Annotated in this window: 14 protein-coding genes; 4 read left to right on the plus strand and 10 right to left on the minus strand. The window is 65.7% G+C overall.

Features of this window, described 5'->3' with window-relative positions; genetic code table 11:
- Nucleotides 1–18: 18 nt before the first annotated feature.
- From N878_RS07210 to N878_RS07240, 7 genes are all read right to left on the minus strand, one after another.
- Entirely contained in the window at nucleotides 19–741 is a 723-nt protein-coding gene (locus N878_RS07210) for a hypothetical protein (RefSeq protein ID WP_021442995.1), read from the minus strand.
- Between the two features lie 43 nt (nucleotides 742–784).
- Complete coding sequence (locus N878_RS07215; protein WP_021442996.1) at nucleotides 785–2,152, minus strand: FAD-binding oxidoreductase; 1,368 nt, start codon at nucleotides 2,150–2,152, stop codon at nucleotides 785–787.
- Between the two features lie 10 nt (nucleotides 2,153–2,162).
- Nucleotides 2,163–3,401: a thiolase family protein gene (locus N878_RS07220; RefSeq protein ID WP_021442997.1), complete on the minus strand. Its 1,239-nt coding sequence runs from the start codon at nucleotides 3,399–3,401 to the stop codon at nucleotides 2,163–2,165.
- Between the two features lie 17 nt (nucleotides 3,402–3,418).
- Nucleotides 3,419–4,978: an AMP-binding protein gene (locus N878_RS07225; protein ID WP_021442998.1), complete on the minus strand. Its 1,560-nt coding sequence runs from the start codon at nucleotides 4,976–4,978 to the stop codon at nucleotides 3,419–3,421.
- Nucleotides 4,979–4,988: 10 nt separating this feature from the next.
- Complete coding sequence (locus tag N878_RS07230) at nucleotides 4,989–6,122, minus strand: trans-acting enoyl reductase family protein (RefSeq protein ID WP_021442999.1); 1,134 nt, start codon at nucleotides 6,120–6,122, stop codon at nucleotides 4,989–4,991.
- 51 nt (nucleotides 6,123–6,173) lie between these two features.
- On the minus strand, nucleotides 6,174–7,457 hold the full coding sequence (locus N878_RS07235; protein ID WP_021443000.1) for an acyl-CoA dehydrogenase family protein: 1,284 nt from the start codon (nucleotides 7,455–7,457) through the stop codon (nucleotides 6,174–6,176).
- A 342-nt stretch (nucleotides 7,458–7,799) separates the two neighbouring features.
- Nucleotides 7,800–8,816, minus strand: coding sequence for an AraC family transcriptional regulator (locus N878_RS07240; protein ID WP_021443001.1), 1,017 nt, complete (start codon nucleotides 8,814–8,816; stop codon nucleotides 7,800–7,802).
- Between the two features lie 154 nt (nucleotides 8,817–8,970).
- Here N878_RS07240 and N878_RS07245 point away from each other — a divergent pair, with 154 nt between their 5' ends.
- The 4 genes from N878_RS07245 to N878_RS07260 all read left to right on the plus strand — a co-directional run bounded on the left by N878_RS07245 (nucleotide 8,971) and on the right by N878_RS07260 (nucleotide 15,230).
- Nucleotides 8,971–10,155: an acetyl-CoA C-acyltransferase family protein gene (locus N878_RS07245; RefSeq protein WP_021443002.1), complete on the plus strand. Its 1,185-nt coding sequence runs from the start codon at nucleotides 8,971–8,973 to the stop codon at nucleotides 10,153–10,155.
- A gap of 121 nt (nucleotides 10,156–10,276) precedes the next feature.
- On the plus strand, nucleotides 10,277–10,870 hold the full coding sequence (locus tag N878_RS07250; protein WP_051365803.1) for a TetR/AcrR family transcriptional regulator: 594 nt from the start codon (nucleotides 10,277–10,279) through the stop codon (nucleotides 10,868–10,870).
- A complete protein-coding gene (locus N878_RS07255; protein WP_021443004.1) occupies nucleotides 10,867–12,639 on the plus strand; it encodes an acyl-CoA dehydrogenase C-terminal domain-containing protein in 1,773 nt (590 codons plus the stop codon). Before N878_RS07250 ends, N878_RS07255 begins: the two co-directional genes overlap by 4 nt.
- Before the next feature lie 413 nt (nucleotides 12,640–13,052).
- Nucleotides 13,053–15,230, plus strand: coding sequence for an EAL domain-containing protein (locus tag N878_RS07260; protein ID WP_177342880.1), 2,178 nt, complete (start codon nucleotides 13,053–13,055; stop codon nucleotides 15,228–15,230).
- Nucleotides 15,231–15,248: 18 nt separating this feature from the next.
- Here N878_RS07260 and N878_RS07265 read toward each other — a convergent pair whose 3' ends face one another.
- The 3 genes from N878_RS07265 to N878_RS07275 all read right to left on the minus strand — a co-directional run bounded on the left by N878_RS07265 (nucleotide 15,249) and on the right by N878_RS07275 (nucleotide 19,703).
- Nucleotides 15,249–16,238, minus strand: a complete 990-nt coding sequence (locus tag N878_RS07265) for a PAS domain-containing methyl-accepting chemotaxis protein (RefSeq protein ID WP_031302868.1) — start codon at nucleotides 16,236–16,238, stop codon at nucleotides 15,249–15,251.
- 118 nt (nucleotides 16,239–16,356) lie between these two features.
- Complete coding sequence (locus tag N878_RS07270; protein WP_031302869.1) at nucleotides 16,357–17,322, minus strand: YCF48-related protein; 966 nt, start codon at nucleotides 17,320–17,322, stop codon at nucleotides 16,357–16,359.
- An 11-nt stretch (nucleotides 17,323–17,333) separates the two neighbouring features.
- Entirely contained in the window at nucleotides 17,334–19,703 is a 2,370-nt protein-coding gene (locus tag N878_RS07275; protein WP_021443008.1) for an RND family transporter, read from the minus strand.
- Nucleotides 19,704–19,726: the final 23 nt, after the last annotated feature.

Genomic DNA, 19,726 nt, shown 5'->3' on the forward strand with positions numbered 1-19,726 from the left:
GAGCGCCTCTCGCAGTTGTTAGGGAAGTTGATCCGCCAGCAGCAGCTTCGGCCCGCGCAGCAGTTGCGCGCCGAACATCATCAGCCACAGGGGGAAGATCAGGACGACCACGACCAACAGCAGATTGGTCAGCACGGCCAGGCTCTGAAAAAAGCCGGAGACGAAGAACAGGCCGAAGCACCAGCCGACGATGCTCAACGGCCACAGGATGGATTTGCCCCAGCCCGCGTCCTTGAGCTGCTTGCCGACGATCAGGCCCCAGAACAGCACCACGGGGCCTTCGCACCACCACAGGCCCTTCTGACTGCCGGTGGCGATGCTGGTCCAGGCAGCCTCGGCAGCGGCCTTGGCGGCTTCGCCCCCTTCGGCGTGCAGGCTGGCGAGCGGGTTGAGCGCCGCCAACTGCAGGCTGGCACCTGTAACCCCCAGGATGACGTATACGACGATGGCCAGGACCGCCATGTCGCCCAGGACTCCGGCCTTGTCGCGGAAACTGGCCCAGAAGTAACCGCCGATGATCAGCAGCGGCAGATAGAAACCGAGGACGTCCGCCAGCATCGACCAGCGAAAGAACTCACGCACCTGCGCCGAGGCGTTCAACATGTAGGCGCCTTGCAGGGACAGATTCATGTCGCCCTGGGTGACCACCAGCATGAAGGCGACATTCAGGTAGGCGAAGATTCCACCGAGGATGGCGGCCCAGGCCGTGAGCTGCACGACCTCTTTCGAATTGGCATTCATAGATTCAGCTTCCAAAGAAATGATCGAAGTTGTCCGCCAAGCTCTACCTGGCGGCGTGACGCGCCCTGGTGTTGGTCCATGCGTCCATCCGGTTCGCCGCGCCGAGGGCGAGCTTGACCGCGCACCACTGCAGGGGTTCGGGCAGGGTGGACGGCGTCTTGTGGCGCAACGCGGCCAGCAGTGGATGCTCGATGCCGCCAATCCGCTCGGCGAGCAGTTGCCCCATCAGCGATTGGGTGGCGACGCCATGCCCCGAGCAGCCGGCGGTATAGAGCACGTTGTCGTGGGCGCCGGTCTCGCCAACCACCGGCAACGCGTCGTAGGCCATGCTGACGTAACCGCTCCAGGTCGAGCGGATGCCCAGCCCGCGCAGGGTCGGAAAGCGCTCATGCAGCGCCGCGGCCAGGGCACGATAGGCAGCCTGATCCGGCTCGTTCGGCGTCCGCGCGCCGTAGGCATAGTCGAGTCGCTTGGTGGTGATCACCAGTGAGTTACGCGCCGTCAGGCGGTGACTCTCCATCGTCCAGTGTGCGGTGATCAGGCCTTCCCTCCCCGGCCACCCCAGCGTTGCCAGCTGCCCCGGTGAAAGCGGCTCGGTCTCGATCGCCGAGACGCGCAGCGGTACCACCTTGTCCTTGAGCAGGCCGAGCTGCGGGGTATAGGCGTTGGTGGCGAGCACCAGAAAGGGCGCGCTGGCAAAACCGCGCCGGGTCATGCAGCGGATGGTCTGCCCTGCGCTGTAGGACAGCAGCGGCGTGTTCTCGTACAGCTGCACGCCGGCCGCAAGCGCCGCACGACGCAGGCCCAGCACGTACTTGCCGGGGTCCAGGGTGCCGCCGTGCTGCTGCGCATAACCGAACAGGAACGCCGGCGGTATCCCGCGCGCGCGCATCTCGGTCGAGTCCAGGAACTGCGTCCGGGAGCCGAGCTCGAGGCCGAGCTGCATGGCCTTGCGGATCTTCCTCTCCTGCGAGGGATGCACAGCCACGCGGATATTGCCCGAGCGGTTGTAGTCGCAGTCGATGCCGAGCTCGTCGAGCCTGCGCTCCACGTAGCTGACGCCCTCGTCGTAAAAACGGACGATCTTCTTCGCCTGCTCGATGCCGACACGCTTGAGGAAGAACTCGAACTCGATTCCCAGGCTGCCACCGAGATAGCCGGCATTGCGCCCACTGGCGCCGAACCCGGCGAACTCCTGCTCGAGCACTATCACCTTGGCGCCGAGCGCCGTCAGCTCCAACGCGGTGGACAGGCCGGCGAAGCCGGCCCCGACCACTATCACATCGGCGCTGACATCGCCCTCCAGCTCCGGCTGCAGGTCGGCCGGCCTTTCCAGCCAGCCGCCGTCACGACGAAATTGCCCGACTTCACTGCTGGTGCTGTTCTTCGTGCCGCGACGGAATGCTGACATGGCAGTGCTCCTATCGGCTCAGAATGTGAACGGCCACGGCGCCTTCCTCGACGCCGATCAGGCCACCGCCGTTTTCCTGAATGGCATGGCGCGCGCCCTCGACCTGGCGGGCGCCGGCTTCGCCGCGCAGCTGGGTGGTCAGCTCGAAGAGCTGGCCAATCCCAGTCGCGCCGAGCGGATGGCCCTTGGATTCCAGGCCGCCGGAGGGATTGATCGGAATCCGTCCACCCACGGTGAAATCACCGCGCTCGGCGCACACCCCGCCCAGCCCCATCGGCGCCAGGCCGAGGTTTTCCGCCTGGATGATCTCGCCCATGGCCGAGGCGTCATGAACCTCGGCGACATGCATGTCCTGCGGGCCGAGGCCGGCGGTCTCGTAGGCCTGCAGCGCGGCCAGGTGGCTGACGTGCTTGTCCGTCTCGTCCATGCCGCGCAGGGTGAAGCTGCGGATCACGCTGGCGGCGATGCGCACGCAGCGCTTGGGATCGGCGCCGATGCGCTTGAGACCTGCCTCGGTGCAGATGATCGCGGCGGCGGCGCCGTCGGTCATCGGTGCACACATCGGCAGGGTGATGGGATAAGTGATCGGCGGCGCCGCCAGCACTTCCTCGATGGTGAAGGGCTTGCGGAACTGCGAGTAGGGGTTGTGCACCGAGTGCCCGTGGTTCTTCGCGCACACCGCGGCGATCTGCCGCTGGGTGGTGCCGTAGGTCTTCATGTGCCAGCGGCAGAAGCCGGCATAGATGGACATGAAGCGGCTGTACGGACGATCGGACTCCGAGCCGGGCGGCGCAACCACCCCATCGCCCATCTTCGACAGGATGGCGAAGTTCTCCTCGGCGCGGGCGACGTCCCAACCCGCCTCGAACAGGGCGAAGGACTTCGCCTTGTCGGCCACCACCATCTTCTCGCAGCCCAGGGCCAGCGCCACATCGGTGGCACCGGCGCGCAGGCTCTGCACCGCCAGATGCACCGCGGTGCTGCCGGAGGCGCAGGCGTTCTCGACGTTGTAAGCCGGCACCCCTTCGATGCCGATCTTGCTCATGATCACCTGCCCCGGAATGGACAGCTGGCCCTGCAGCGCGCCGTTGGTGATACCGGCGTAGAACACCGCGCCGATATCGGTGCGCTGGGCACCGCAATCCGCCAGCGCGCCGTTGAGCGCCTCCAGGGCCAGGTCCTGGAGGCTGCGATCCGGGTGACGACCGAACTCGGTCATCGCAATACCGGCAATATAAATGGGTTCCATCAGAAGACTCCTCGACTTCAGATCTGCCGGCTGACGCCTTGCCAGTAGCGGGCACGCAGGTCCTTCTTCAGCACCTTGCCCACCGGGCTGCGCGGTAGGGACTCGACGACGTCGATCGACTTCGGCGCCTTCACCGAGCCGAGCTTGTCCTTGCATAGGGCAATCAACGCTTCGGCGTCGATACTCTGACCCTCGTTCAGTTCGATAACGGCCTTGACCGCCTCGCCCCACTTCTCGTCCGGCACGCCGATCACCGCGCAGTCGCGCACCGCTGGGTGGCCCCAGAGCACCTGCTCGACCTCGCTCGGATAGACGTTGAAGCCACCCGAAATGATCATGTCCTTCTTGCGGTCGGTGATATGCAGGTAGCCGTCGGCATCCAGGTGACCGATATCGCCGGTGTGCAGCCAGCCGTCGATGATGGTCTCCGCGGTCTTCTGCGAGTCCTTGTAGTAACCCTTCATGATCAGGTCACCGTGCACGCAGATCTCGCCGGTTTCACCCTGGGCGAGGATCTGGTTGTCGTCGTTCATGATCTCGACCCGGATCAGTGGATTGGGCCGGCCGACGGAGGACAGCCGCTCATCGCTGGCCACTGCGCCGTCGACGAAATGCTCGCCGGGTGGCAGATGGGCGATGGCGCCCGGCGCCTCGGTCTGGCCGTAGCCTTCCATCATCACCGGACCGAACACCTCGATCGCCTGGCGCAGCTTGTCCACCGACATCGGCGCCGCGCCGTAGAGGAAGTAGCGCAGCGACGAGAAGTCGACCTTCTTGTTCAGCTCGGGAATGTCCAGCAGCCGATAGATCACGGTCGGCGGCAGGAAGAACTCGGTGACCTTGTAGGTGGGGATGGCCGCCAGCAGCAGCTGCGGCTCCGGCTTGGTGATCACCACCACGGTGCCGCCCCGAGCCGTGCACGGCATGGACAGCATGCCGGCGGTGTGGGTCATGGGCGCCGCCGCCAGGTTCACCGGCCGGGTACCCGCCGGATACGGCGTGTTGATCATGAAGTGGGCGAAGCTGGTCTGCACGCTGCGATGGGTGTTCATCACCCCCTTGGGCAGGCCCGTGGTACCGCCGGTGGGGCCGAGCCAGATCACATCGTCCGGATCGACGGCGACCCGAGGATCACTCGCCGGCTGCTGCGCGATGAATTGCTCGAGCGATTCCGCCCCCTCCACCTCGCCATCGATGCAGACCCACTGACAGATCTTCGGCAACTGCGGGCGCAGGGCAGCGATGGTCTCGGCGAACTCGCGCTGGAAAAACAGTACCTCGCAGTCGAAGGCATCCAGTACGTAGCGGTTTTCCTCGGGCGCGTTGCGCGCACCCACCGGAATCCAGCACATATTGGCGCGCCACAGACCCAGGGCGCAGAGCCAGGCCGTCACATCGTTGGCCGCCCAGACCGCGCCCTTGGTCCCGGGCGCGAATCCACTGGCGAGCAGTGCGTTGGCGATGCGGCAGGACATCTCCCCCGCATCGGTAAAGGTTGTGACCGCACCGTCCTGGATATAGGCGGCGCCGCGCGGATTGATCCGCCAGCCGCGGTCGAAGAAATCGATGATCGCCATTGTCGTCACTTCACAGCTGGGTGATGGTTGCGCGAGCCAGGCCACGCTGCTCGAGGAAGCCGAGCATGTAGCGGTGGCCGAAGGCCTTGGACGACGAGGCGAAGCCCACCTTGGCGGTGTCGTTGTCCAGCAGCCTGGCCGCGGCGGCGGCGTGCAGCGCGCCGGTGGCGATATAGGGGGTGATGCCATGCACGGTGGCGCGCACCGACGCCAGCTGGCCACGGCCGATGGCGAAATCCACGGTGCGCTGCAGGGTGCTGCGCTCGCGCGGCGGCATGCTCGGCGTGGTGGAATCCACCAGGTTCTGGATCACCGCGTCCTGCTGCTCCTTGGGCAGGTGCTTGTACTCGGCCTCCCACTTCTGCCCCAGGCCGTGGACCATCTTCATCACCGGGTTGTCGTAGAAGCCGACGCAGGACATGCAGCTGCGCACGCGGCCGTCGTTCTGGAAGTAGATCGGCAGCGAGGTACCGCCCCAGGGCAGGCAGAAAACCGACTCGAGCAGGCTGGGGCAGACGACGTTGAAGCTGCTGTTGGGCGCGTAGGGAACCAGCTCCTTCTCCCACAGGTAGGCACCCGGGTGGCGGAAGCCCTCGAAGATGGTGGCGGTGGAACCCACGGTCACGCCGGCGGCGCCGACACGCGGACCACGGGTCAGGGTGGCGGTTTCCAGGGAGTCGACACCGGGGGTCTCCAGGGCCAGCTCGGCGGCAATCTCGGCGAAGGTGTACATGTAGGACAGCGACGGCGACAGCAGCAGGCCGGCCTGGCGGTACAGCTCGCCGAACTGGTCGCGCAGGGCACGAATGTGCTCCTGCTCACCGGCCGGGTCCAGGTAGTGGCAGCCGGCTTTCAGAGCGGCCTCAGCGGTGGTCAGACCGAAATTGACGAACGGGCCGACGGTGTTGCAGACGACCTTCGCGCCCTTGAACACGGCGGTCAGGGCCTCGACCTCGTGCGGACACTCGATGATCTCGTAGGTGGCCGTTTCCAGGCCGACGACGCGCTGCGCCATCATTTCCTTGGCACGCCCGGCGTTGCGCGCCACGGCCGTGAAGGGGATTTTCTGGTCGATCAGCCAGTCCATGGTCAGCATGCCGGTGTAGCCGCTAGCGCCGTAGACAACGACAGGATATTTGGCCATTTCGAGTACCTCGTTTTGTTCTTGGATGAATGGTCTGGTGGAGCGGGTGGATCAGTTCTGCGCCCAACCTTCGGCATAGAGCTGCTGTGCGAGCAGCCCCAGGCGCATGGTCAGGATGCGGTTCTCACCGTCTTCGATCAGCGCCGACTGGGTGTCGCGCAGCAGCTTCTCGATCGGGTATTCGAGGGTGGTGCCGTTGCCGCCGAACAGGCGGAAGGCTTCCTGGACCACCGCCAGCGCCTCCTCGGTGACCGTGACCTTGGCCGAGGCGGTGGCGTACGGATGGGTCTGCGGCGACAGGCGGGCGAAGCTCAGCGAACGGCGGGCGACGGCGCGGGCGATCTCGACGCGACGGAGCATTTCGCCCAGGCGCAGGCGGGTCATCTGGTGGTCGATCAACATGCGGCCGCCCTGGCGGCGCTCATGGCAGTACTGCAGCGCCAGCTCGAAGGCGGCACGGGCGACGCCGGTGAAAACCTGGCTCATGTGCGTACCGGCATAGGACCAGGAGGAGCTGACGGCACCGTAGTAGCCGTCCTGCTCGGCGATGGCGAAGCGCCGCGGCACGCGCACGTCGTCGAAGTAGATTTCGCCCTGGGGCAATGAACGCTGGCCGATCTTCTCCAGCGGCTTGCCCTTGGAGACGCCCTTGATATCCAGCGGCACTATCACCGCGATACCGTTGGGCAGGCCATCCTTGCCGTAGAAGCCGTCGCCGTAGTCGGCGCACATCAGACCGAAGGCCACCTGCGCCACCGCGCCGTTGGACACCCAGGCCGAACTCTGGCCATTGATGATGATCTCGTCGCCGACCACCTTGGCGGTCAGGTTGCCGATATTGGCCGGGGTTCCGGCCGGCCAGTCGCGGGCGATATCCAGCAGCTGGTTGTCGCTGCCGCGATCGGGCTGGGTGGCCATCCAGCAGCCGATCCTGCCTTGGCACAGCTCAATCAGCTCGGCGTTGCCGGCGGCCACCGCCATCTGCAGCGGGAAGCCGGCGCAGCCCAGAGACACGGCGAGACCTGAATCGCCCCAGCCCAGCTCCTCGCCGATCATCGACTCGATGCGCACCGCCATCTCCGGCGGCAGTTCCGCCAACAGCGCCGGGTCCAACCCCAGCTTGGCGAACTCAGCGAACAGCGAGTAGTACGGCGACCCCGGCGCGGCAACCTGCTCGGCGCTCATCCGATCCAGCTCACGCCCCAGTGGGCGTAGCACTTCCTTGGCGAAGCGGTGCACCGAGGCCTGGATGGCGGCCTCTTCTTCGGTCAGCGGGGTTTCGAAGCCGGACAGGCCGGCAGCCGGCAGAGTCAGGGTGGGCTTGAGGGTAATCATCTGACGCACCTCCTGGAGGCGTTTTGTTGTTTCGCCTCACTCTAACCACGCCCTTATATTTACGCAACACTTGTTATGCAAATCTTTTGTTATGTTAATTATCCTGGATGTAACCCTTTGTGCAGCGGAGGTTGTGTTTGGCGCGCAGATGCCCTGCCAGCGGACGCCGGTAGGATTGTGCGGCGCCAGGCAAGTTTGCGAGGCATGAAGACAGCGAGCACCGCCAGTTGCGTGCAGCGACTGGCGTCGGGTGCTACCGGGGAGAGAAGTCAGCGGGCAGGCACGCAGGTACCTAAATGTGCGAGGGGTGGCGCGGGCCTCAGTCGCTGACGACTGCCGTGCTCAGTTCCGGCTTGCCGTCCGCACGGCGCGGTAGCTGCCGGGACTCATGCCGGTCCACTGACGAAAGGCCCGGTGAAACGCGCTGGGCTCCTGAAAGCCACAGCGAATGGCGATCTCACTGATGCTCAGGCTGCTGTCGTTGAGATAGTCGAAGGCCAGCGCCTTGCGCACCTCGTGCTTGAGCGCCTGATAGGAGAAGCCCTCGCGCTCCAGTTGCCGACGAAACGCCGACTCGCTCATGGCCAGGTTCAGCGCCATCTGGGTCTGTGACGGCCAATCCAGCTCGGGGGAGGCCTTCAGGCGGCGATAGACGCCGGCCGCCAGCCCGGCTCGATTGCGAAAACGCACCACCACCCCTTCCGGTGCATGACGCAGGAACTGCTTGAGGCTGGCGAAGTTGCGCACCGTCGGCAGGGACAACTGGGCGGCGCTGAACTCCACTTCGGTGCGGGGTGCATCGAACTCGATCCAGGGCCCCCAGAGCAACGGATCTGCACCATGGGGCGGCTGCGGATGGCCGAACTGGGTGTGATCCAGGTTGATCCGCCGCCCCACCAGCCAGCAGGCCACGCCGATCACCATGCTCAGGTAGATCTCCTCGGCGACGCTGCGTATGGCCTGATCCGCGATACGGGTCCGCAGCACGATGGCGGCACGATTGCCCCGCAGTTCCAGGTGCGCGTGGATATCCCGCAGGAACAGGTTGAAGCCGGACAGGCACTGGCGCAGCGCACGCCGCAGATCGGGTTCGTGCACGACGCTGCGGCAGATGATGGCGAAGGCGCCGCGGGGCATGCCACCCGAGTCGAAGGCGAAGAACTCGTCGCCCAGCTCCTCGGTGAGCAGCAGCCACAGCCGCGCAACCGCCTCGGCCGGTACCCGCTGCGACGGATCATCGAGCCAGGCCGGCTCGATGCCGGCCTCACGCAGCAGGGCCTCGGCACGTTGCGGCGCATGGGCCAGGCGGTGCACGGCCGCCTTGACGAAATAGGCCGCCACCGAATCGCCCTTGCGCACGGCTCGCTCGTCAGAATGGCTCGTACTAGAGGCTTTCATAACACTCGATATGTCCAAATTCGTCAGCCGTACCTGCGCAATTCTGGCATAGGAGACGGCTGCCCTCACGCCCTAGACTCGCGGCCATTCCACTACCGAACCAGGAGCGTCTCGGATGAACAGACCCGAAGTTTTCGTTGTCAGCGCGGTACGCACCGCCATCGGCACCTACGGCGGCACCCTGAAGGACACCCCGCCCGCCCAGCTCGCCACGCTGGTCGCTCGCGCCGCCCTCGAGCGGGCGAGCTGCGACCCGCAGCAGGTGGAGCATGTAGTGTTCGGCCACGTCATTCCGACCACCCCCAAGGACGCCTACATCAGCCGCGTGGCGGCCCTGCAGGCCGGGATTCCCAAGGAGGCGCCGGCACTCACGGTCAACCGCCTGTGCGGCTCGGGCCTGCAGGCCATCGTCAGCGCCGCCCAGGGCCTGCTGCTGGGCGATTCGCGCATCGCCCTCGCCGGTGGCGCCGAATCCATGAGCCAGGGTGGCTATTTGGTGCCCAGCGTACGCTGGGGCGCGCGCATGGGCGATGCCAAGATGCTCGACTACATGCTCGGCGCCCTGCAGGACCCGCTGCACGGCATCCATATGGGCATCACCGCCGAGAACGTCGCCCAGCTGCACGGCATCAGCCGCGAAGAACAGGACGCCCTGGCCCTGCAGAGCCAGCAGCGCGCAGCCCGCGCCATCGCAGAAGGGCGCTTCGCCGAACAGATCGTGCCAGTGGAGATCCAGACCCGCAAAGGCGTTATCCAATTCGAGACCGACGAGCACGTGCGCGGCGAGGTGACCCTGGAGCAATTGGCGAAGATGAAGCCGGCCTTCCGCGAGGGTGGCAGCGTCACCGCTGGCAATGCCTCGGGCCTCAACGATGGCGCCAGCGCCCTGCTGCTGGCCAGCAGCGAAGCGGTGAAGGAACAGGGACTGCAGCCCATGGCGCGTCTGGTGGCCTATGCCCACGCCGGCGTCGAGCCCACCCTGATGGGCCTCGGCCCGATCCCGGCGACTCGTCTGGCGCTGCAACGCGCCGGCCTGAGCCTGGCCGACCTCGACGTCATCGAGTCCAACGAAGCCTTTGCCGCCCAGGCCTGCGCGGTGGCGCATGCGCTGAGCTTCGATCCGGACAAGGTCAACCCCAACGGCTCCGGCATTTCCCTGGGCCACCCAGTGGGCGCCTCCGGCGCCATCATCGCTACCAAGGCGATCCATGAGCTGCACCGGATCAAGGGTCGCTATGCGCTGGCCACCATGTGCATCGGCGGCGGCCAAGGCATCGCCGTCATCTTCGAACGCGTCTGACGGGGTCGGTCGGGAAATGCGCCAGCACCCAACCCACGACGCGGGTTCTGCGCACCCGGCCGGCTCCTTCGGCGCGTCTCGTACAGGCTGCTCCCGAACACCGTCTCTGAGGGGTTGCAACATGAACACAGCCAAGTGCATGGAGCCCATCTCGCGCCCTGCCGGAACCGGCTCGCGCTTCGAGCGCAACCGCCCCAGGGCCCTGGAACTGTTTGCCCAACGCGGCTTCGCCCAGGTCAGCCTGCGCGAGCTGGCCAGCCACCTCGAACTGACCGCCGGCTCGCTCTACAACCACTGTTCCAGCAAGGAGGAGCTGCTCCAGGAGTTCATCGAAGAACATTACATGGCGCTGTTGTCGCTGTTCGACCGTCGCCATCAGCGCGAATCGGCCAGTGCGACCCTGCAGGAGGTGATCCAGCGGCTGATAGCGCTCCACGAATCCCATCCCCTGCACTTTCAGCTGGCAACCCGCGACGCCGGCTGCCTCAAGCCGAGCCAACGGCAGTACATCGATCGGCTGCGTCAGCAGGTGCAGCACAAGCTTCAGGCGCTGCTCGGCGCCGCCGATCAGACCAGCGTGGCGACCCTGGAGCTGTTCGAGCACTTGCCGCTGTGGCTCGCGCGCTACCCGCTGAGCGAGCGGCAGCGCTGCGAGACCCTGGTGCGCCTGCTGACCGCCACCACCCCCTTGTCGACTTTGGAGAACCGACCATGAGCAACTACCAGGCGCCCCTGCGCGATATCCACTTCGTCCTCAGTGAGGTCTTCGACGTCGGCCAGCAATGGGCCGCCTTGCCCGGGCTCGCCGACAGCCTGGACATGGACACCGCCCAAGCCATCCTCGAGGAAGCCGGCAAGGTCACCGCGGGGGTTGTCGCCCCGCTGAACCGCAGCGGCGACGAGGAAGGCTGCTCCTGGCACGACGGCGCGGTGAAGACCCCGGCCGGTTTCCCCGAAGCCTACCGCACCTACGCCGAAGGCGGCTGGGTCGGTGTCGGCGGCTCGCCGGAGTTCGGCGGCATGGGCATGCCCAAGGTGATCGGCGTCCAGGTCGAGGAGATGGTCAACGCCGCCAGCCTGTCCTTCGGCCTCTATCCGATGCTGACCGCCGGCGCCTGCCTGTCGATCCTCAACCACGCCAGCGAAGAGCTGAAGGCGCAGTACCTGCCGAACATGTATGCCGGCGTCTGGGCCGGTTCCATGTGTCTGACCGAGCCGCATGCCGGCACCGATCTGGGCATCATCAGAACCCGCGCCGAACCCCAGGCCGACGGCAGTTACAAGGTCAGCGGTACCAAGATCTTCATCACCGGCGGCGAGCAGGACCTGACCGAGAACATCATCCACCTGGTGCTGGCCAAGCTGCCGGACGCACCGGCCGGGCCCAAGGGTATCTCGCTGTTTCTGGTGCCCAAGGTCATGGTCAATGCCGACGGCTCCCTGGGGGAGCGCAACGCGGTGAGCTGCGGTTCGATCGAACACAAGATGGGCATCAAGGCCTCGGCCACCTGCGTGATGAACTTCGACGGCGCCACCGGCTACCTGGTCGGCGAGGTGAACAAGGGTCTCAATGCCATGTTCACCATGATGAACTACGAGCGCCTGGGCGTCGGCATCCAGGGCCTGGCCCTGGGCGAGCGCAGCTACCAGAGCGCCGTGGACTACGCCCGCGAGCGCATCCAGGGCCGCGCCCCGACCGGCCCCGTGGCCAAGGATAAAGCCGCCGACCCGATCATCGTGCATCCGGACGTGCGCCGCATGCTGCTGACCATGAAGGCGCTGAACGAGGGTGGTCGCGCCTTCTCCAGCTACGTCGCCCTGCAGCTGGACACCGCCAAGTACAGTGAAGACGCCGTAGTGGCCAAGCGCGCCGAGAAACTGGTGGCGCTGCTCACGCCCGTCGCTAAAGCCTTCCTGACCGATATGGGGCTGGAGACCACCGTGCACGGCCAGCAGATCTTCGGCGGCCATGGCTATATCCGCGAATGGGGCCAGGAGCAGTTGGTCCGCGACTGCCGTATCACCCAGATCTACGAAGGCACCAACGGCATCCAGGCACTGGACCTGCTGGGGCGCAAGGTTCTCGCCGATGGCGGCAACGCGCTGGACGAATTCCTCGCGGAAATCCGCCTCTACGCCCAAGAGCCCGGCGTCGAGCATCGCGATGCGCTGCTGGATGCCGTGCAACGGCTCGAGGAGTCCAGCGCCTGGATCCGTGACCAGGCCCAGCAGGACCCTCGCCAGGTGGGCGCCGCCTCGGTGGAATACCTGCACCTGTTCGGCTACGTCGCCTATGCCTACGTCTGGTCGCGAATGGCCAGCACGGCGAAGGCCAGACTGGCCTCGGACCCGGACTTCTACTCGGCGAAGCAGGCCACTGCACGCTTCTTCTTCAAACGCATTCTGCCGCGCATCGAAGGCTTGAGCGCCTGCATACGCGGCGGCGCCGACAGCCTCTACGAACTGACGGCGGATCAGTTCTAACTCCTCTTCACGGGGCCGGTTCACCCTACCCCGCGACCAAGTTGAGCGTTCGCGCGGCACAAGCCGCGCTTTTTTTTGGCTATGTACCCGCTGCGTGTTGCCTGCAATCGGTAGGTTGGCGCTGAGCGTAGCGAAGCCCAACGGGCGTTGGCATAGCTCGTTGGGCTTCGTCGCTGCGCTCCTCAACCCAAGCTACGGTTTATCGCCGCGCAACAGGTAATTGCTACAGAGGCCTTTTTATTCGCTCCACCCAGAGTTCGGGGCGCCATGCCAAGTGATCGCCGAGATTGCCGCCCCGGCTACACTGATAGCAGAGCCTGGTTAGCCCTGGCCCTCGCGCGCCTGGCTACGGGCAGCAGTACTGCAGGAGCCTCCTACTATTGCGTCGATGCATGTCCGCTGGAGGAGCGACTATGGCAGCTGTTCAGCTTCGAGCTATCCGCGCGCCCCTGTCCGCCGTGGAACTCGACAGCTTCGTCAAGCTGGCGGCGCTCGCCTGCCAGGTGCCAATGGCCATGCTGACGTTCCCGGACCAAGGCGGCGACTGGTGCGGCGCGCTGCGGGGTATGGCCGATGGCGAGAACGCCTGGCAAGGCGCGTTGAGCGCCGCCGTCACCACTGCCCGGGAGCGGATTCAGGTAGCGGATGCCTCGACCCACGAGCGCTTGCGCCACTGCGAACTGGTGGCCGGGCCGCCTTTTATCAAGTGCTTTGCCGGTGTCCCCATCGCCCTGGCGGGAGGCGAAATGGTCGGCGTGCTGGCGGTCGCCGACACCCTACCCAAGACCCTCGACGCCTCGCAGCTGGCGGCCCTTGACCTGCTGGCCCGGCACATCGCCGCCTCGATCGAGCAGCGCAGCGGCCAGCGTGAGCTGGCGGATCGGCTCGCCCGGGAGCTGGTCGAGATCGATGGCCTACGGGAAAGTCAGCGCACCCTGCAGACCCTGATCGGCAACCTCCCCGGCGTGGCGTATCGCTGTCGCAGCGACCTCTCCTGGCGCCTCGAACTGGTCAGCGAGGGCTGCCTGCAACTTACCGGTTATGCCGCCGATGACTTGATCACGGGGCGTGTCAAGATGGCGGACATCATTCACCCAGGCGACCTTCCAACGCTCCGCCGCGGGGTCACCCGGGCCTTGAAGAAACGGCAACCCTACCAGTCCAGCTACCGGATCCGGACACCAGACGGCCAGACCAAATGGGTCTGGGACAAGGGCTGCGGCGTCTACTCCGCAGATGGAAAAGTGCTGGCCCTGGAGGGCTTTATCACCGATATCAGCGAGCTCAAGTGTGCCGAAGAGCGCATATGGAGAATGGCCTATTTCGACGAATTGACCGGACTGCCCAATCGACTGTCCATGCACGAGGCCCTGAGCACAGCCATCGCCCACTCGGGCGACTCGCACGCCCCGCTGGCCCTGCTGCATGTCGAAGTCGACAACTTCAGGGAAATCAACGAAACCCTCGGCTACCGCGAAGGCGACCAGCTCCTGCAGGCGCTCGCAAGCAGGCTGCGCGAGCGTGGCGAGCCACTGGAAACACTGGCGCGGATCGCTGAATCCTCCTTTGCCCTGTTGCTGCCGGGGCAGGACGCCAGTCACGCGATGCAAGTAGCGCGCGACGTAGCGCAGACACTCCATGCACCGCTGGCCCTGGGCGAATTGCTGGTTCACACCGACTGCAGCATCGGCATCACGCTGTTCCCCGGACATGGCAGCGATCCCGATGCCCTGCTGCGCCGCGCGAATGTCGCCCGCTACGGCGCCAAACAGGGCACGGAGAGAGTGGCGATATACGCCGGTTCGCTGGATAGCGACAACGCCCAGCGGCTGGCTCTGATGACCGACCTGCGGCGCGCCATCGAGCGCGACGAACTGCGCCTGCTGTTTCAACCCAAGCTGCGCATGGGCTCGAAACGGGTCAGCGGTGTGGAAGCTCTGGTGCGCTGGGAACATCCCGAGCGAGGCCTGATCAGCCCCAGCCAGTTCATCACCTGCGCCGAGAGTGCCGGCCTGATCACCAAGCTGACCTACTGGGTATTGGCGGCCGCAGTCCGGGAAAGCTACCTGTGGCATGACGCAGGTCGAGCCGTTCCGATTGCCATCAATCTATCGCCCCACGACATCCGTGACCCTCAGCTCAACGAGCAGATCGCGCGCGCACTGCAAACCTGGGGCGGCACCCCGGACTGGATTCAGTTCGAGCTGACCGAGAGCTGCATCATGGAGGACCTGGCGGCCGCCCGGCAGGTGCTCACGCGGCTGCGCGAAGCGGGCTTCAAGATATTTATCGATGACTTCGGCACCGGCTACTCATCCCTGTCCTACCTGAGAAAGCTTCCGGTGGACTACATCAAGATCGATCAGTCCTTCGTCATTGGCCTGGGTAGCGACAAGGAGTCGGCGGCCATCGTCAAGTCGATCATCGAGCTGGCCCATTGCCTGGGCATCGAGGTAGTCGCCGAAGGGGTGGAATCGACCGAGGCCATGGACATGCTCTCCGGCTGGGGCTGCGAGGAGGCCCAAGGCTACTGCATCAGCAAGCCGATCTCCGGGCACGACTTCCAATCCTGGAGTCGTGCCTTCGCCTGAACATAGTTCCTCCACTCGCTAGCAGGCCGCTCTGGCGGTCAGCATTTCCTGGATCTTCTGGGTGGCCTCGCGGGTCCTGCCGGCGAGCTTCTTCACCTCGTCGGCCACCACGGCGAAGCCGCGGCCCTGTTCGCCGGCGCGAGCTGCCTCGATGGCGGCATTGAGCGCGAGCAGGTTGGTCTGATCGGCGATGCCCTTGATCACGCCCACTACCTGCGAAATCTGCTCGTAGGTAGTCTGCATGCCGGCCTGTTCGCGTGCGCGAATGGTCTCCGCGAGGCGCTCGTCCGAGATGTCACGTACGGCACCGATAATCCGACAGAGCTTGCCATCTCGGTCCAGGACACCCTGGCCGCGCTCGCGGAACCACACCTCGCCCCGGCTCTTGTGTTGCATCCGGTACTCGACCGTATAGGGCACGGTGGTATCGCCGGCAGTCAAGTACTGGGTCACCACCGCCACGATCCGGTTCAAGTCATCTGGATTGACGATCGAGTAGTAACCTTCCAGGTCATTCTGGAAGTCCCGCTCCGAGTAGCCCAGCAGATCGCGGAACTGCTGCGACCAGTGCAACTGGTTGTCCGGGTGTGCCGGATCCCCGTCGACTATCACCAGCTCCCAGCAAACCTCCGTCAGCAGGTTTCGGGTCACCTCCCAGATCTCTTCCCGCTCGGCGCAGGCGGCCAGTCGTTCGTCCGAGGCAAGCAGCTTGTGCCGGCCCTCTTCGACTTCACCGCGCAATTGCCCCAGCTCCTCTCGGGCGCTCTGCAGGCACTCGCGCAACTCACGGACCAGGGCACTCTCGTCATCGAGTGGAATAGGCACCGCGGCGGCCTCGGCCTGCCGATCGAACCAGCGCTCCAGCTTGGCGAAGCTGTCGACCAGCTCGGGATAGCGAGCGATCAATTCACCCCGGCATGACGCCTGGGTCGGCTGGCGACTCAACAATGAGGATATTCTCAGGCTGACTTCCCCAGCCAAGCGCTTCAGTTTTATTCCGGCAAACATAAGCCCTCCGGTCTAGACAGTCGTAAAAAAGGGCCGAGCGTCGAATGACGGCAAGGCCCTGAAAAAGGTTCGATCGATCGCGACGCGGCCTGCGCCGGCGACAGCCGTAGCTAGCCCGTCACTGACCCTGCGCGGCTATCACGCCGCGACGGGAGAACAGGACGGGTCGATCACCGCCTGCGAGCAGGGCGGCGGTCAGCGAGACGCCATCCTCGGCGTCTTGGCGCTGAAACGAGCGCCCTCCGTCGCGGCTACGCACCAGCAAGCCGTCGAGCCCGGCGACCACTACCTGGCGCCCCACGGCGACTATGGCGGTGACCGAGCTCTTGCTCTGCAGCGGTACGCGCCGCCAGCTGCGCCCGTCTGCCGAGCCATGCAGCAGCGTGCCGCGCTGACCACCGACCAGTAGCGAGCCATCGGCCAACGCCGCGCCCGACCACAGCGTGCCCTCGTAGCCGGTGTCCAGATAGCGCCAGGTTTTCCCCCGATCAGCGGAGTGCAACAGCTGGCCACGCTCGGCGGTGGCGTACAGGCCGCCCTTGGCGTCGGCGAACAGCCCCATCAGGTTGAGGTCGGCCCGACCATAGCCCGGCGGCGCCTCCAGCGCCTGCTCGTGCCAGGTCTGCCCGCCGTCGTCGGTGGTCAGCACCAGCGACCAGAGGCCGACCGCGACCCCCTGCCGGGCATTGAAGAAATGCACGGCAAACAGCGGGCGGTCCTCTTCGCTGGACAGCCGCTGGATCTGCCAGGAGTCGCCGCCGTCACTGCTGGCCAGGATCGCCCCCCAGTGACCGACCGCCCAGCCATGCTCCGCGTCGGCGAAGCTGACACCGGTCAGCGGCGTGGAAACCGGCACCGAGCGGGCCTGGCGATAACTCTTGCCCTGGTCGTCGGACAGCAGCACCACGCCATGGTCGCCCACGGCCACCATGCGCCCGCCGGCCCACTCAGCATCGAGCATGGTCGCCGCGCTGGCATGGCTCACCATCAGAGCCCGCTCGGCCCGCAGCGGTTGCGCCTGCAGGGTGGCGAGCGGCAGCGCTGCGGCGAGCAGCGCGCCCATCAAGAAAAACGCGTATCGCATCTGTTCTCTCCTCAATGCGCCAGGGCGCCGATCATGCGCACCGGGCGCTTGCGCGGGAACACCCGCTCCAGCCAGACGGCGAAGGCCGGCAGCACCGTCATGGCCATGACCATGTTGACCATGAACATGAAGGCCAGCAGCTTGCCCATGTCGGCCTGGAACTTGAGCTCGGAGAACGCCCAGGTGGCGACGCCGATGGCCAGGGTGATGGCGGTGAAGATGGTCGCCACGCCGACCTCGAGCAACGCATGCTCGACGGCCTTGACGATCGGCTGGCCATTGGCCTGGTGCAGTTGCAGGCGGTTGTAGATGTAGAAGGCGTAATCGACACCGATACCCACCGCCAGCACCATCACCGGCAGGGTGGCGATGGTCAGGCCGATCTGCAGTTCCTTCATGAACCAGTAGCCGATGAAGGTGCCGATGGTCAGTGGCAGGCAGCACACCAGCACGGCGCGCAGGTCGCGGTAGACGGCGAACACCAGTAGCGCGATGGCGGCGTAGACATACAGCAGCATCGGCATTTCGCTCTTCTCCACCTCCTCGTTGATGGCCGCCAGCACGCCGGCATTGCCCGAGGCCAGGCGCACCGAGACGCCCGCCATGGGGAACTCGGCGCGAAACGCCTTGGCCGCCTCGATCACCCGATTGATGGTGGTTGCCTTGTGATCCGCCAGGTACAGGTGCACGGCGGTCATGCTGCAATCGGCGCGCATGATGCCCGAGATGCGCGCGACCTCGGTGGCCAGCGAGGAGTAGTTCATGACGTCGATGGGCACCGCGCTCATCTTCGGATTGCCCTCGTTGTAGCCCTCGTTGAACTGGCGCATGCCGCTGGAGAACGAGGCCACCGACAGCACCCCGGGAACGCCCTGCATGGCCCAGACGAAGCGATCCTGATACTGCCCCAGGGACACGTTCTCGCAGGCCCCAGTGACCTCGCCGGACTCGTCCGGCCGGACCTCGAAGACCACGCTGAGCCAGTCCAGGCCGATGTCGTAGTTGCCGGCGATGGACACCGCATCGAGGTTGAAGCGGGCGTCCTCACGCAACTCCGGCGCACCGGCCTGCAGCGTGCCGACGACCCGGTCATGGCTCTGCCAGATCGCCGTGAGGAACACCAGCAGGGCGACGCCAAGCACCAGCTGGGCATTGCGCCACTCGGCGAGGCGCGCCAGCCCATGCAGCCAGCGGGCTCGGCGCTCGCGCGAGCGTTCTTCGGCAGCGGCGTAGCTGCCGTCGACCTTCAGCATCGACGCCACCAGCGGCAGCATCACCAGGTTGGTGACGATCTTGTAGGCCACGCCAAGCGACGCGGTGATGGCCAGCTCGCGCACCATCGGAATCGGAATCAGCAGCAGGGTGACGAAGGACACGAAGGCCGTGACCAGCGCCAGGGTGCCCGGAATCAGCAGGCCACTGAAGCTGGAACGTGCCGCCTCCTCGGCGCTCTTGCCGCAGGCGATTTCCCGCACGATGTAGTTGATCTGCTGCACGCCGTGGGACACGCCGATGGCGAACACCAGGAAGGGCACCAGCACGGCCAGTGGATCCAGGCCGTAGCCGAGCAGGCGCAGGCTGCCGAACTGCCAGATCAGCGAAGTCAGCGAGCAGCCGAGCGCTAGCAGGGTGAAACGCACGGAATGGCAGTACCAGTAGACCGCCGCCGCGGTCAGCAGCAGCGCCAGCAGGCAGAACTCCAGCACGGCGGAAGCGCCGTCGGCGATATCGCCGATCTGCTTGGCGAAGCCGATGATCTGGATTTCGAACGCGTCGTCCTCGAATTGCTCGCGAATCTGCTGCTCCAGGACCTGGTTATAGGCCACGTAGTCCAGCTGCTGGCCATTTTCGTCGAGCTCGTTGAGTTCGGCAGTGATCATCGCGCTGCTTTGATCGCGCGCCACCAGGGTACCGACGAAGCCACCCTGGGCCGTGGAGTTGGCGATCTTGTCGATGATCCCCTGGTCGAGACGCTCGGGCGTCACGGTGCCGGGGATCAGGGGATCGGCGCGAAAGCCCTCCTCGGTGATCTCGTTGACGAAGGAGTTGGGTGTCCACAACGACTGCACGCTGCTGCGCGAGACCCCGGGCAGGAAGGTCACCGCCTGGGTCACGTCATACAGCCGCTTGAGCCCGGCCACGTTCCAGATCGAGCCCTCGCGGGCCTTGACCACTATGGTCAGGCGATTCGCCCCGATCAGGTCGCTGCGGTAGGCCTGGAAGGTCTCGACGTACTCGTGACCGATCGGCAATTGCTTCTCGAAGCCGGCATCCATGCGCAGCTGCACGGCAAACCAGGCCATGCCCAGGGTGAACAGGGCGAGCAGCACCAGCACCAGCCGGCGCTGACGGAACAGCCAGCCCTCCAGGCGTGGCAGCACGCCACGCCCCCTCTGGTCGGACT

Source organism: Pseudomonas sp. EGD-AK9 (assembly GCF_000465935.2).
In the GTDB taxonomy this organism is placed as follows: domain Bacteria; phylum Pseudomonadota; class Gammaproteobacteria; order Pseudomonadales; family Pseudomonadaceae; genus Aquipseudomonas.

What these genes read in the sequence shown, in the direction of transcription:
- N878_RS07210 (WP_021442995.1), bottom strand. Translation starts at nt 741, where the DNA reads ATGAATGCCAATTCGAAAGAGGTCGTGCAGCTCACGGCCTGGGCCGCC.
- N878_RS07215 (WP_021442996.1), bottom strand. Translation starts at nt 2,152, where the DNA reads ATGTCAGCATTCCGTCGCGGCACGAAGAACAGCACCAGCAGTGAAGTC.
- N878_RS07220 (WP_021442997.1), bottom strand. Translation starts at nt 3,401, where the DNA reads ATGGAACCCATTTATATTGCCGGTATTGCGATGACCGAGTTCGGTCGT.
- N878_RS07225 (WP_021442998.1), bottom strand. Translation starts at nt 4,978, where the DNA reads ATGGCGATCATCGATTTCTTCGACCGCGGCTGGCGGATCAATCCGCGC.
- N878_RS07230 (WP_021442999.1), bottom strand. Translation starts at nt 6,122, where the DNA reads ATGGCCAAATATCCTGTCGTTGTCTACGGCGCTAGCGGCTACACCGGC.
- N878_RS07235 (WP_021443000.1), bottom strand. Translation starts at nt 7,457, where the DNA reads ATGATTACCCTCAAGCCCACCCTGACTCTGCCGGCTGCCGGCCTGTCC.
- N878_RS07245 (WP_021443002.1), top strand. Translation starts at nt 8,971, where the DNA reads ATGAACAGACCCGAAGTTTTCGTTGTCAGCGCGGTACGCACCGCCATC.
- N878_RS07250 (WP_051365803.1), top strand. Translation starts at nt 10,277, where the DNA reads ATGAACACAGCCAAGTGCATGGAGCCCATCTCGCGCCCTGCCGGAACC.
- N878_RS07255 (WP_021443004.1), top strand. Translation starts at nt 10,867, where the DNA reads ATGAGCAACTACCAGGCGCCCCTGCGCGATATCCACTTCGTCCTCAGT.
- N878_RS07260 (WP_177342880.1), top strand. Translation starts at nt 13,053, where the DNA reads ATGGCAGCTGTTCAGCTTCGAGCTATCCGCGCGCCCCTGTCCGCCGTG.
- N878_RS07265 (WP_031302868.1), bottom strand. Translation starts at nt 16,238, where the DNA reads ATGTTTGCCGGAATAAAACTGAAGCGCTTGGCTGGGGAAGTCAGCCTG.
- N878_RS07270 (WP_031302869.1), bottom strand. Translation starts at nt 17,322, where the DNA reads ATGCGATACGCGTTTTTCTTGATGGGCGCGCTGCTCGCCGCAGCGCTG.